This is a genomic window from Microbacterium sp. LRZ72 (assembly GCF_033792225.1).
In the GTDB taxonomy this organism is placed as follows: domain Bacteria; phylum Actinomycetota; class Actinomycetes; order Actinomycetales; family Microbacteriaceae; genus Microbacterium.
Map to the genome: position 1 here is coordinate 1 of NZ_JANGEX010000012.1, position 13,080 is coordinate 13,080.

Sequence of the window (13,080 nt, forward strand, 5' to 3'; positions counted from 1 at the left end):
GACCAGGGCCCGCCGACATCCGCAGAACCCCACCCCGACGCCACCGAACGCTCGAACGCATCCGCCAACACCACCGCCGGCTCAACCGGGTCGGGGTCGCCGGGGTCGGTGACCGGTTCGGTCACCGTGACCGTCTCGGTCGACGACGCCTCGGCGCCCTCGTCATCGGTCACCGTCAACGTCACCGTGTACTCGCCCGCCGCGGCATACGTGTGCGACGCCGTGACACCCGAACCATCCGCCGAGCCATCACCCCAGCTCCACGCATACGAGTCGACCGACCCATCCGCATCCGACGAACCCGACGCATCCACCGACACATCCAGATCCGCCACCTCCGACGAGAACGACGCCACCGGATCCTCGTTCACCGGCTCATCCGGGTCGCCCGGATCGGTCACCGGCGCCGACAGGTCCGTCACGCTCACCTCATCGAACGCGATCGTCCCCGCAGACGCCGCCGATCCGGCCCGCGCGAAGTGAGTGCTCACCCACCCCGCATCCTGCAGACCCGCCTCGGAATCCGTCACCGACGCCTGCCAACCCGCAGGCTCCGCCGACCCGTCCTTCCAGAGCTTCGACCGGATCGTCGTCGGGTTCGCCCCGGTGACCTCCGTCTCCATCCGGAACACATCACCCTCAGCCCACGACACCCCGTTCAGAATCGGCGCAGCCAGCACCGTCCCCGAACGCTGCACCACCAGCCACACACTCCCGTCGCTGCGCATCCACGCCCGCGTCGTGTAGTTCTCCGACGCCGACTGCCGCGCCGCCAGACCCGCATACGCATTACCCGTCGACGGATCCGACTCGAGCGCGAACTCCACCGACGCCGACACATCCGACACCGCGACATCCTCGGCCGCGAAGTTGCGCGTCTGCCCCGCATCCAACGACACCAGGCCACGCCCATCGGCAACCGAACCCGCCGAGGCCGCACCCCACATCGCCGACCAGGGCCCGCCGACATCCGCAGAACCCCACCCCGACGCCACCGAACGCTCGAACGCATCCGCCAACACCACCGCTTCGACCGGCGCGGCCGTCACGGTGACGACGCCCGTCTCGGTCGCCGTCGCGCCGAACTCATCGGTCACCGTCAACGTCACGGTGTACTCGCCCGCTTCGGAGTACGTGTGCGACGCGCCCACGCCCGTCGCGTCGGCGGTGCCGTCGCCCCAGTTCCAGGAGTATTCGAGCGAAGCACCGTCAGCCGCGGACGAACCCGTGGCGTCTACGGAGACGCCCAGGCCGGTCGTCGTGCTCTCGAACGACGCCACGGGCGCGTCGTGAGAGACCGTCACCTCGCTCGTCGTCGATGCCTCGCCGCCACGGTCATCGGTAACCGTCAATGTCACCGTGTAGTCGCCATCGGACGCATAGACGTGCGAGACCGTGGAGCCGGAGCCGGGGTCGCTGCCGTCACCGAAGTCCCACTCGTAGGTGGCGATGTCGCCGTCCGCATCGCTGGATGCCGAGCCGTCGAACGTCGCCGTCAGGCTGTTCACGGTGCTGGTGAACTCAGCGGTCGGGTCCACGTTCGGCGCTTCGACGACGACCTCTTGCGAGACCACTGCGGTCAGACCCCGATCGTCGGTCACCGTCAGCGACACCTCGTAAGAGCCGGCCGTGGCGTAGGAGTGTTGCACCGTTGCGCCCGTGGCGACGGCGCTGCCGTCGCCGAAGTCCCATTCGTACCCGACGATGGTGCGACCGTCGTCGGCGGTGGATCCCGTTCCGTCGAACTCGACGTCGAGGTCGGTCGCAGCCGACTCGAAGGCGGCCGTGGGCGTTTCGAGCCCTTCGCCCGCGGCCGTGTGTGCGCTCACCTGACCGGCCGTGAGGGCGCTGGCGTAGACGGCGACCTCATCGATCTCGCCGGCGAAGTAGCTCGAGGTCGGGCTGCTTGGCCACCCCGAGGTGTTGTCTCCCCCGATGCGCCAGTATCCCGTGTAGGACTGGGCCGTCGTGACGCTCGCATCGCCCGCGACGAGTTCGCCGTCGACATAGAGGCTCATCCCGGCCTCGCCCTGCGTGGCGACCACGTGATGCCACTCATCGTCGTTGTACGACGCCGGGCTCGAGATCGTCTTCGTCGAACCGGGATAGACCCCGAATGTCAGGCGGCCGCTGTTCTGCATGTAGACGTGGCGGTCGTGGCTTCCCGAGGTGCCGGTGCGAGAGTTGCCGTACCCGATGAGCTTGCCACCGCGCGTCGTGTCGGTCTTGAACCACAGCTCGACCGAGAACTCCTCACCGGGCGACACCCGGTCGCCCGCCGTGATGCGCCCCGCGCTCGTGCCGCTGAACTCGGTCGCGCCCGCACCCGTGCTGCCTTCGACGGCACCCGGGGTCACGTCGGTGACGCCGTCGCCCCGCACCTGCGGGTTGTCGCCGGCCCAGTCGTCGTGGATCTCGCCCAGCGGGTAGTAGAGGGTCGCCCCGTCGTCGAGAACCGTGTCGGCGTACAGCGAAGGCTCGCCGTCCGCGACGGACACGGTGACGGGATCGCTGGTCACGGCATTGCCGTCACCGTCCGTCACGCGAACGCGATAGGTGTGCGTGGAGCCCGCGGCGAGGTCCTTCTCCTCGAGGATCACGTCGGTGTCGACCCACCACCGGGACTCCTCGATGCGCGAGACGACCGGTTCGGATTCTCCCTCGCGAAGGAGCTCATAGGTCAGATCGAGGTCGTCGCGGTCGTAGTTCATCGGGACCGAGACGCGCACGCGCCCGGGCGTCACCGAACGGGCCGTGGGCTCCCAGTCGGCGCCCGAGAGCCGCGGCCCCTGATCGGCGCCGCTCGACGGCGAGGTGGAGAAGCGCACGATCCCCTGGTAGCGCTGGTTGTTCACCGAGGTGAACTCGCCGGCCACCGCGACGTAGTCGCCCGCGCCGGTAATCGACAGCCCGGCCTGGCCGAGGCCCGACGCCGTGCCCACCGTGAAGTCCGGGAACCAGTTGTAGACCGACGGCGACGGAGTCCCCTGCCAGTCCTGATAGAGACTGCCGGCGGACGGCGTGCGCGGCAGGACGCCGCGCGCGTCGGTCGTGTAGGCCTCCACATAGCGGTACTGACGCGGGCTGAGCTCGGGCCAGAGGCTGACGGTGTCGCACTGGTGGGTGTGGGTCGTCGTGTAGACGATGTCGCCGTTGGAGTAGACGCCGTAGTGATCGCCGTGGCAGTCGGCGACCCAGCGCACGGCGCCCGTGCCCGCGTCGGCCGCGAAGGTACCCTCGAGATTGCCTGTCGCGGCGTTCGCGAAGACCCAGCCGGTGCCATAGATGCCCGTGTCGTCCGTCGCCAGCGCGAAGATGCCGGCGCGGCCGGCGTTCTGGCCCTCGTTCCACCCGTTCTTGATGGTGTCCGGCGCCTGCCAGTCGTCGTAGAGCGCTCCGGATGCCGGATCGAGCGCGGCGAGCCCGCGCTGCACGACGCCGTTGACCTCGTAGAAGCGGCCGCCGGCGATGAGGCGCCCCGTGCCCGGCTCCTCGACGAGCGCATCAACCTGGAGGTCGGACTCCGGCGCCCACGTCTGAAGTGCGCCGTTCGACGCCGCGACCGCCGCGAAGTTGGTGCGCGCGACACCGTTGGCCTGCGTGAACAGGCCTGCGAGGTAGACGGTCGCGTCGGTGGCGACGATGCCGTACACGCCGACCCCGCCGATCGCCGGCTGGAAACCCGACACGAGTTGTCCCGTCGTCGCATCCAGCGCCGCGAAGTTCCACCGGGCCTGCCCGTTGACCGAATTGAACGATCCGCCGATGTAGATGCGCGTGCCGTCCGGCGACGCCGCGATCGAGCGGATCTCGCCGTTGACGTCGGGGGCGAAGGGCAGCAGGTCGCCGGTCGTGATGTCGAACGCCAGCAGGTTGTTGCGGGGGGTCAGGTTCGTTCCCGGCGCCGCCAGAGGCGCACGCGCGTTCGAGAAACTGCCCGCGGCGTAGACCGTGTTGCCGATCGTCGTCTGCGCCCAGACGAAACCCTCGTCGATCTGCACCGTCGGCAGCGGATCGGCGGTCGCGACGCTCTCGTCGCGCTGGAGCAGCGGCGCCGGGCTCGGCAACTCGTCGGCTGCGGTGGCGGGCGATGCCGAGAGCGCGACAGCGCCGGCGGCGATCAGGACGACTGCGGTCGCCCCCGCGACGACGCGCCTGACGAGGGCAGAAGTGTTCATTCGATCTCCCATGATCAGGACGTGCGCCCTGTGAACAGAGCGACGGGCTGACCCGCCGCGTAATTGACACTGACGGTGACACCGCGATCGGCCGCGGGGTCGAGCATGAAGACGTAGCTGCCCTCGGCGCGGTCGCCGGGGCGGAGCGAGCCGGTCAGGGGATCGTCGGGACCGGCGATGGTCGGGATCCCCAGTTCGCCGTCGTCGGTCACGAGCGTGACCACGGCGGAGTCGAGCACGACGTCCGCGTCGGAGTCGTTGACCGCGGCGACCGAGACGACGACCGCGGGTCCGGAGACCTCGCCGGGCGTCTCGGCCTCCACGGTGACGACCTCGACACCTTCGATCGAGACCTGCATCCCGGTGTCGAAGGCGACCGGGTCCTCCAGCTCGGCGGATTCGGTCGGCAGCGGCGCCGGCTCGACCGGCGCGTCCGGCTCGGCGCTCGCCGTCGCCGTCGGCGTCGGCACATCGCTCGCCGCCACGGGCGGATCCTCGACCTGGCCGCCCGTACAGGCGGACAGCAGCACACAAGACAGAATCACGGCCACCGAGATGGTGCCGCGAAGAAATGGCACGTCGCCCCCGCGACGCGCGTCGACAAGCGACTTCACGTCAATCCCCAAATTCCGACATGTGCCGTCCAGCGGCCTCACGTCAATCCCCAGATTCCCCAGTGGGCGACACCCCCAGTCGGTCGCCCTTCCGCCACTATAGGGCAGTTGCCCCGTGGCGTCGATACACGGTCTGCTATACGCTCGCGGTCGCGCGTCGGCGAGCCGTCCGCGTGCGCGGCGAGGAGCCCGAGACCAGCTCCGCGATGCGCAGCGACGCCTTCTCCACCGCGTCCAGGGTGGTGGCATGCGTGCGCTGGTCGACGTTGTGTCCGTCGACGATGCTCAACCGGTCCGGAGACATGCGCGACCACGCAAAGCGACGCTTCGGCGACGCGATCGGACGGATGCCGCGCTGCGCGTCGAGATAGTCGGCGAACGCCGCGACCGTGTCGGCCTCGCGCAGCGACGGGTCCCGCTCGTACCCCTCACCGAGCAGGACGGCCTCGGACAGCGTGAAGACACGAGCCCGCGCCTCGGGGACGAGCTTCGCCACCGCGATCCGCGACGAACGCGATGCCGTGAGGATCAGCTGCGCCTGCGTGACCTTGAACGGCGTCACACGGGTCGGTCGATGCGCGGCGGCGGCATCGCGCCAGGCTTCGTCGGCGTGGCGCCGCTCCACTCGCGCACAGGCGTCCGCCGATGTGGCGGCGTGCACGCCCGCGCTGGTGACGCGCAGCGCATCGGCGTCCTCCTGACTCTGGAGCGCATTCTCCAGAGTCAGCTGCGCCAGCACCGAGCGGCAGACGTTCGCTGTGCACACGGTCAGTATGGTGGCTCGATTTCGCGCCATTTCTCCCCCAGTTTCGAATCGAACATCGTGGTCACGTCCGCGCGCCCCTCGCGCGTGGACTCGGCCGCGGCTCCCGCGACGGCATCCGCTGGGCTCTGACCAGTCGGACACCGTCACGCATCCCCCGCACTCCCGCCCGCCATGGGGCGAGGGAGCGAAGGAACTGACGGCGGCCCCCCTGCAAAAGGATGCCGTACGACACCCTCGGCGTGGCACGCAGCCACGCACGCCTGTCCCGCGCACCGAGATGCTTCCCCGCATACATCAGTCGGTTGCGCACGTTGTAGTAGTAGTAGGTCTCGGACTTGGCTCGCCCGGCACGCGCGTCCTCGTGGGTCTGCCCCTCGTCGTGAACGGCGCGTACATCGGCGATGACCAGTCGCCCCCCGGCGTCGAGCACCCGGTGGGAGAGGTCGATGTCCTCCCAGTAGAGAAAGTAGTCCTCGTCGAAACCGCCGACTCGCCGCCACAGAGCGGCCGAGACCGCGAGGCACGCACCCGTCAGCCACTCCCGACGAGGCCGGCCGGGCACACGCCGGTGAGCACCCGCGACGGATCCGTCGTCGAGGTACAGATCGGCCCCTTGGAACCACGACGCACCGGAGCCCGTGACGATCCGCGGCGCCACCAGGGCATCCGGCTGCGTGCGGGCCTGGTCGATGAGAGCGGCCAGCGCCTGCGCGTCGATGACGGCATCCGGGTTGAGCGTGACCAGTACGTCGGCTCCGTGCTCGAGCGCGAGCTGCGCCCCGGCGTTGACGCCGCCGCCGAAGCCGCGGTTCTCCTCCAACAGCACAGCGCTCCACCCATGCCGCTCGCAGAGCGCGGCGACGCGCGCCCGTTCCGCGTGCCCGCTGTAGCAGTCCACGACGATCAACTCGCACCCGCCGGGCAGCTCGTTCGCCGCCGCATTGGCCTCGAGGAGCCCGCTCGAGCCGTAGTTGACGATGATCAGCGCGGCGGTCATGCGGCGATCCGGTCGAGGGCGCTGATCTCGCGGAACCATTTGGCGCTGGCCAGCAGGAGGAACGCGGCGTTGAGCACCAGGAGGGCGCCGTAGACCGCGAGGAAGCCGGCCGTCCATCCCCACAGCGCGAACACGAGGCACAGCACGCCGAAGTCCGTCGGCAGCAGCACCATCGAACGGACGAACGTGCCGCCCCCGCGCGCGTGCGTCGACGCGACGCCCTTCTTGCCCTTGAGCAGATCGTTCAGCAGCATGCCGAAGAAGCTCACGACGGAGACGACCGAGTACAGCAGCGGCAGCACGAGCCATGCGCTGTCACGCAGGTCGGTGTGCAGCCATAGCGCCACCAGGACCGCCAGGTGCAGCACCGCGATCTTCACGGCATCCACGTAGTGATCGAGCCACTCGCCCGCGAGGCTGCCCCCTCCGCGCAGGCGCGCGAGCTGGCCGTCGGCCGAGTCCCAGGCGTAGCCCAGTGCCATCAGCGCCGCCACGAGCACCCCGTTCCACCACACGGCGGGCGCCGCGAGCAGCAGCACGACCGCGGCGAGCGTGTGCGCAGCGCTGATGAGCGTGACCTGGTTCGGCGTCAGCCCGGCGCGGTGCGCGGCGGCGGCGAAGACCCTGCCGAGCCGCCGGTTGACGTACACGGAGTATCCGGGCGCCCCGCGCGCATGCCCCTTCTGCGCCGCCCCCAGGCGCCGATAGGACGCCACAATCGTTTCTGACATGCCAGATCCCCCATCTTCTGCACGTCGTCGTTGAAGAACGAGCATAGACGCTCTCGCCCCCGGGCATGTGGGGGAACCTGGCAGACTGTGGCCATGGGGGACGCTGACAGGCGCGCGGATTCAGTGCGCGTGATGCAATCTTTCGGCACGCCACGGGCGACGACCAATCCGTACATCCACATGCTGGATGCCGCGCTCGCCACGACCGAGGGCCTCGATCATCGGCGGTTCGATCGGCGCGCCGCTCTCGTCGGCCGCCTCGACGCCCTCCACTTCCACTGGCCCGAAACGCTGTTCGGCGGCTCGACGCCGGCGAAGGCCCTGGCGCGGCGGTTGTTCGCCACCGCGCTGGTCCTTCGCCTGCAGCTCACCCGCGTCGCCGTGGTCCGCACCGTGCACAACGTCGAGCTGCCGCGAGATGTGAACCGGTGGGAGCGCATGCTGCTGCGCCGCATCGACGCGAGGACCGACCATCGGATCGTCCTCAACGCCGAGACCGCCGGCGCAGGTTCCCCGACGTCCAGCATGATCCCGCACGGCCACTTCCGGGATTGGTTCTCGTCGGCGCCACATCCCGACGCCGAACCCCGCACGATCGGCTTCATCGGGCTCGTCCGCCGGTACAAGGGCGTAGAGGCGCTTCTCGCGGCGTTCGCCCAGACGGACATGACACACACGGAATGGCGGTTGCGGGTCTGCGGCAACCCGACGAGCGAATCGCTGGCGCGCGAGGTGCGCGCGAGTGCCGAGGCGGACTCGCGGATCGGGCTCGATCTGCGCTTCCTGGCGGAGCCGGAGTTCGCCCGCGCCATCCGCTCGGTCGCGGGCGTCGTGCTGCCCTACCGGTTCATGCACAACTCCGGAGCCGTTCTCGCGGCGCTCTCGCTCGACCGGCCCGTGCTCGTGCCCGACAACGACGTCAACCGCTCGCTGCGCGACGAGGTGGGCGCCGAGTGGGTCTTCCTCTACGGGGACGAGCTGACGGCCGACGACCTGCGCGGGTTCATGGATTCGCTCGGGCACGGGGGCCCGCCCGGATCCCCCGATCTGAGTTCCCGGGGCTGGGCCGAGGCCGGGGAGCAGCACCGCGCCGCCTACGTGCGGGCGATCGCGACCCGTCGCGCGCGGCGGCGGCGGCGAGGATCCCGGTGACGCCGGATGCCGCGCGGAGCGTCGCCGTCACGGTGCCGACGTTCCGCCGCACCGAGAGACTGGACCGGCTGCTGCCGGAGCTGTTGGCGCACGCGCGCGAGAGCGACGGCATCCGCGTGCGCGTCATCGTCGTCGACAACGACCCGGCGCAGTCGGCGCGCGGCAGCGCTGAGCGGCGCGGAGTGGACTACGTCGCCGAACCGCGGCGCGGATTGAGCGCGGTGCGCAACCGCGCGATCGAGGCCGCCCTCGCCGCATCCGCCGACGCTCTCGTGTTCATCGACGACGACGAGATGCCCAGCCACGGCTGGCTCCGAGCGCTGACGGATCCGTGGCTGGCGGGATTTGCCGAGATCGTCGCCGGCGAGGTCGTCTCGACGTTCGACACCGCCCTCGATCCCTGGATAGAGGCGGGGGGCTTCTTCCGCCGCGTGCGGTTCGCCGAAGGCGAGCACATGGCGGCGGCGCCGACGAACAACCTCCTGCTCGATCTGGCCACCGTCGAACGCCTGGGCCTGCGCTTCGACGAGCGCTTCGCCGGCAGCGGAGGCGAGGACATCTTCTTCACCCGGCAGGCCCGCGCTGGGGGCGCCCGCATCGTTTCGGCGCCCGCAGCGCGCGTGAGCGATCCGGTCCCCGCCGACCGGCTGACCCGCAGGTGGGTGCTGCTGCGCGCATTCCGCGTCGGAACGACGACCGTGCGCGGCGACGTGCTGCTCGCCGCCGACCGCGCCACCGCCATGGCGCGCCGGGTGCGGTGGGGCGCGGCGGGCCTCCTCCGCACCGTCGTCGGGGTCGCACGGGCCCTATGGGGCCGACTCACTCGCAGCGTCACACACGATGCGCGCGGCATGCGGCTGGCCGCCCGCGGCGCAGGCATGACAGCGGGGGCGCTCGGGCTGCACTACCGCGAGTACAGCCGGCGCGAGAAAGCCGGGCGGGTGTCATGATGCCGACCATCCACGGCGGCCCCTTCACCCGGCACGGGGCAAGACCGTAGACTGTGCCGCACGCGGCTGGGGAGCCGCGCACTGGGGAATCTGGGGAATCTGGGGAATCACATGCCACAGCGCATCGGCTATGCCGCGGGAGCGTTCGATCTCTTCCACGTCGGGCATCTCAACATCCTTCGGCACGCCAAGGAGCACTGCGACGTGCTGATCGCGGGGGTGGTCAGCGACGAGATGCTGCGGAGCGTGAAGGGCGTGGAACCCGTCATCCCGACCGCGGAGCGCGCCGAGATCGTGCGCGCCGTGCGATTCGTCGACGACGTGCACGTCGAGTCCACACCGTCGAAGATCGACGCCTGGCGCGAGGTGGGCTTCACGCACTTCTTCAAGGGCGACGATTGGCGCGGCACCGAGAAGGGTGCCGCGCTCGAACGGGAATTCGCGCAGGTGGGCGTCGAGATCGTCTACTTCCCGTACACGGCGCACACGTCCAGCACCGCGCTGCGCCGCGCTCTGGACGCGATCACCGGCTCGCCCGCCGCGGCCTCCGCGCCTCGCACCGCTAGAGTCTGAGGAGGAGCCTTGCGCCCGCCGCCATGACCGGCGCGGGAGCGGGCTCGCGTTGTGCCAGCACGAGAGGGAGCGAATGCGGATCTCGGTCATCGGATGCGGATACCTGGGTGCGGTCCACGCGGCCGCCATGGCGGAACTGGGGCATGAGGTGGTCGGCATCGACGTCGACCCGGTCAAGCTCGATGCGCTGGCGCGCGGGGATGCGCCCTTCTTCGAACCCGGGCTGCCGGAGCTGCTGATCAGCGCGCGCAAGACGGGCCGCCTGACCTTCAGCTCCGACATCGCGCAGGCGCGTGGCGCCCAGGTGCACTTCATCGCCGTGGGAACGCCCCAGAAGCGGGGCTCCTACGCCGCCGACCTGACGTACGTCGACGCGGCCGTCGAGCAGCTGCTCCCCCAGCTCTCCCCGAACGACGTGGTCGTCGGCAAGTCGACCGTGCCCGTCGGCACGGCCGGACGGCTCGCCGAGCGGGTGGCCGAGCACGGCTCCGGGGCCGTGCTGGCGTGGAACCCGGAGTTCCTGCGCGAGGGATTCGCCGTGAAGGACTCGCTGACACCCGATCGCCTCGTGTTCGGTCTCTCCCCCGAGCCGGATGCCGCCGCGCGGGGGGAGCAGGCGCTCCGCGAGGTGTACGCGACGGCGCTCGCAGACGACACGCCGCTCGTCGTGACGGACTACGCGACCTCCGAGCTGGTCAAGGTCTCGGCCAACGCCTTCCTGGCGACCAAGATCTCGTTCATCAACGCCATGGCCGAGATCGCCGAGGTGACGGGCGCCGATGTCACACAGCTCGCCGACGCGATCGGCTTCGACGTGCGCATCGGCCGTCGCTTCCTGGGTGCGGGCGTGGGCTTCGGCGGCGGATGCCTGCCGAAAGACATCCGCGGGTTCATGGCGCGTGCCGAGGAGCTGGGACGCGGCGAGTCCGTGGCCTTCCTCAAAGAGATCGACGCCATCAACATGCGCCGCCGCGACCGGGTGGTGCAGCACGTCATCGACGCCCTGGACGGCGAACCGTACAACAAGCGCGTCGCCGTGCTCGGGCTGGCCTTCAAGCCGCACTCGGACGACGTCCGCGACTCACCGGCCCTGGATGTCGCCGTGCGCCTGAAGGGTCTGGGCGTCGACGTTCGCGTCACCGACCCGGAGGCGATCGAGAATGCGCGCCGCATCCACCCCCAGCTGGACTACCGCGAGACGCTCGACGATGCGCTGCGTGACGCCGACGCCGTGGTCATGGTCACCGAGTGGGACGAGTACCGCTACCTCGACCCGGCGGAGGTGGCGGGCCTGGTCGCGAACCGCCAGGTGATCGACGGACGCAACAGCTACGACCCGGCCGCCTGGCGCGCCGCGGGATGGACGTATCGCGGCCTCGGTCGGCCCTGACCGGGACCTTCCGACGACACCCTCGCGGCGCGACCGTAGGCTGGAGGGCATGACCTCTTCAGCAGACAGCACGATCACCATGTTCGGCGCCGAGTGGTGCGGCGACTGCCGCCGGACCAAGAAGCAGCTCGACGACCTGGACGTGACCTACACGTACGTCGATCTCGAGGCCGACCCCGCCGCCGCGGACGTCGCGAAGGACATCTCGGGACGCACCAACATCCCGGTGGTCGTCTATCCCGACCGCTCACATCACGTCGAGCCCTCCAACGCCGACGTCGAGGCGAAGCTGCGCGAGCTGAACCTGCTCGCCTGACGCGGGCGATCCCCCGCGCGCCGCACGTCAGTGGTGGAATCCCGGCTGCTGCCCCGACGTGGGCATGGGGGCGTCCAGCTGGTCGAGATACTCGACCTCGGCCCGGATGTCGGCCAGCAGCTTGTCGGCGATGTCGATGCTCAGGTCGTTGCGCACGACGATGCGCTGCACGATGATCTCGTCGCGGTCGACCGGCAGCGGGTAGGTCGGCACCAGCCAGCCGTGCATCCGCAGTCGATCGCTGAGGTGGTGCAGGTTCCATCTGTCGGTGTAGCCGTCGGTGAGCCGCCAGGCGAAGACCGGGATGTCGGTGCCGTCGCTGATCAGCTCGAACGGGCCCATCTTCTCGATCGACGAGGACAGGTGCACCGCGACATCCTGCGATGACTGCTGCATGGCCGTGTAGCCCGCGTATCCGAGACGCGGGAACAGGTAGTACTGCAGCAGCACCTGCGCCCCGGGCCGTGAGAAGTTCAGGGCGAAGGTGGGCATGTCTCCGCCCAGGTACGACACGCGAAAGACGAGATCGTCGGGCAGCCACTTCTCGTCGCGCCACACCACCCAGCCCAGGCCCGGGTACACCCCGCCGTACTTGTGCCCCGACGGGTTGATCGAGTGCACCCGCTCCAGGCGGAAGTCCCAGTCCAGCTCGGGCTGCAGGAACGGCGCGATCATCGCTCCGGACGCACCGTCGACGTGGATGGGGACGTCGAGACCCGTGTCCTCCTGGATGCGGTCGAGGGCCGCGGCGATCTTCTTGACCGGCTCGTAGGCACCGGTGTAGGTCACCCCCATGATCGCGACGACGCCGATCGTGTTCTCATCGACGTGCGAGGCGAGGTCGTGCCCGTCGAAGACCGGATGCTGCTCGCTCACGGGAACGAAGCGCGGTTCGACGTCGAAGTAGTTGCAGAACTTCTCCCAGCAGACCTGCACCGCGCTCGACATGACGAGGTTCGGCCGGTCCGTGGGCTTGCCGGCCGCGCGACGCGCATGCTGCCACCGGCGCTTGAACGCCAGTCCCCCCAGCATCGCCGCCTCCGAGGAGCCCGTCGTCGACGTGCCGACCGCGTCCGCGACGTCGGGGGCGTTCCACAGGTCGGCGAGGATCCGCCAGCAGTGGGCCTCGACGGCTGCGGTCGAGGGGTATTCGTCCTTGTCGATCATGTTCTTGTCGAACGTGTCGGCATAGAGCCGGTCGGCGTGCCCGTCCATCCAGGTCGACACGAAGGTCGCGAGGTTGAGCCGTGCATTGCCGTCGAGCAGAGCTTCGTCGTGGACGATCTGGTAAGCGGTGTCGGGGAGCAGCTCCTCGGCGCCCATGCGATTGCGCGCGATGGCCGAGTCGCGCAGGCCGCGGGAGAAGAGCGGGGTCAGTTCACTGTCGAGCATGACGTCCTTCGGGTGAGGGGC

Annotated in this window: 11 protein-coding genes; 5 read left to right on the plus strand and 6 right to left on the minus strand. The window is 69.8% G+C overall.

Going from position 1 to position 13,080, the window contains the following annotated elements:
* The 5 genes from M4I32_RS11705 to M4I32_RS11725 form a co-directional block, all read right to left on the minus strand.
* A partial coding sequence (locus M4I32_RS11705) for a PKD domain-containing protein (protein WP_319034653.1) occupies positions 1-4,178 on the minus strand: 4,178 nt, incomplete at its 3' end.
* A 14-nt stretch (positions 4,179-4,192) separates the two neighbouring features.
* Positions 4,193-4,663, minus strand: coding sequence for a hypothetical protein (locus tag M4I32_RS11710; protein ID WP_319034654.1), 471 nt, complete (start codon positions 4,661-4,663; stop codon positions 4,193-4,195).
* Between the two features lie 265 nt (positions 4,664-4,928).
* Complete coding sequence (locus M4I32_RS11715; RefSeq protein WP_319034655.1) at positions 4,929-5,558, minus strand: hypothetical protein; 630 nt, start codon at positions 5,556-5,558, stop codon at positions 4,929-4,931.
* A 61-nt stretch (positions 5,559-5,619) separates the two neighbouring features.
* Positions 5,620-6,555, minus strand: coding sequence for a glycosyltransferase family 2 protein (locus M4I32_RS11720; protein ID WP_319034656.1), 936 nt, complete (start codon positions 6,553-6,555; stop codon positions 5,620-5,622).
* The gene (locus M4I32_RS11725; RefSeq protein WP_319034657.1) at positions 6,552-7,286 is read right to left on the minus strand and encodes a CDP-alcohol phosphatidyltransferase family protein; all 735 of its coding nucleotides are present in this window, start codon (positions 7,284-7,286) and stop codon (positions 6,552-6,554) included. Before M4I32_RS11725 ends, M4I32_RS11720 begins: the two co-directional genes overlap by 4 nt.
* A 93-nt stretch (positions 7,287-7,379) precedes the next feature.
* Between M4I32_RS11725 and M4I32_RS11730 the strand changes: the two genes are divergently transcribed.
* The 5 genes from M4I32_RS11730 to M4I32_RS11750 all read left to right on the plus strand — a co-directional run bounded on the left by M4I32_RS11730 (position 7,380) and on the right by M4I32_RS11750 (position 11,667).
* Positions 7,380-8,438, plus strand: coding sequence for a glycosyltransferase (locus M4I32_RS11730; protein ID WP_319034658.1), 1,059 nt, complete (start codon positions 7,380-7,382; stop codon positions 8,436-8,438).
* Positions 8,435-9,388 (plus strand): glycosyltransferase family 2 protein, encoded by a 954-nt coding sequence (locus M4I32_RS11735; RefSeq protein WP_319034659.1) that lies wholly within the window; start codon positions 8,435-8,437, stop codon positions 9,386-9,388. Before M4I32_RS11730 ends, M4I32_RS11735 begins: the two co-directional genes overlap by 4 nt.
* A gap of 111 nt (positions 9,389-9,499) precedes the next feature.
* Entirely contained in the window at positions 9,500-9,961 is a 462-nt protein-coding gene (locus M4I32_RS11740; protein WP_319034660.1) for an adenylyltransferase/cytidyltransferase family protein, read from the plus strand.
* A 73-nt stretch (positions 9,962-10,034) separates the two neighbouring features.
* Positions 10,035-11,351: a UDP-glucose/GDP-mannose dehydrogenase family protein gene (locus tag M4I32_RS11745; RefSeq protein WP_319034661.1), complete on the plus strand. Its 1,317-nt coding sequence runs from the start codon at positions 10,035-10,037 to the stop codon at positions 11,349-11,351.
* Between the two features lie 49 nt (positions 11,352-11,400).
* Positions 11,401-11,667: a glutaredoxin family protein gene (locus M4I32_RS11750; protein WP_319034662.1), complete on the plus strand. Its 267-nt coding sequence runs from the start codon at positions 11,401-11,403 to the stop codon at positions 11,665-11,667.
* 27 nt (positions 11,668-11,694) lie between these two features.
* On the opposite strand, the gene M4I32_RS11755 is transcribed toward M4I32_RS11750, so the two are convergent.
* Positions 11,695-13,059, minus strand: coding sequence for a glutamate decarboxylase (locus M4I32_RS11755; protein WP_319034663.1), 1,365 nt, complete (start codon positions 13,057-13,059; stop codon positions 11,695-11,697).
* Positions 13,060-13,080: the final 21 nt, after the last annotated feature.

Excerpts from the sequence above, each read along its gene's own strand:
- M4I32_RS11740 (WP_319034660.1), top strand. The coding sequence starts at position 9,500 with ATGCCACAGCGCATCGGCTATGCCGCGGGAGCGTTCGATCTCTTCCAC.
- M4I32_RS11750 (WP_319034662.1), top strand. The coding sequence starts at position 11,401 with ATGACCTCTTCAGCAGACAGCACGATCACCATGTTCGGCGCCGAGTGG.
- M4I32_RS11755 (WP_319034663.1), bottom strand. The coding sequence starts at position 13,059 with ATGCTCGACAGTGAACTGACCCCGCTCTTCTCCCGCGGCCTGCGCGAC.
- M4I32_RS11745 (WP_319034661.1), top strand. The coding sequence starts at position 10,035 with ATGCGGATCTCGGTCATCGGATGCGGATACCTGGGTGCGGTCCACGCG.
- M4I32_RS11725 (WP_319034657.1), bottom strand. The coding sequence starts at position 7,286 with ATGTCAGAAACGATTGTGGCGTCCTATCGGCGCCTGGGGGCGGCGCAG.
- M4I32_RS11720 (WP_319034656.1), bottom strand. The coding sequence starts at position 6,555 with ATGACCGCCGCGCTGATCATCGTCAACTACGGCTCGAGCGGGCTCCTC.
- M4I32_RS11730 (WP_319034658.1), top strand. The coding sequence starts at position 7,380 with ATGGGGGACGCTGACAGGCGCGCGGATTCAGTGCGCGTGATGCAATCT.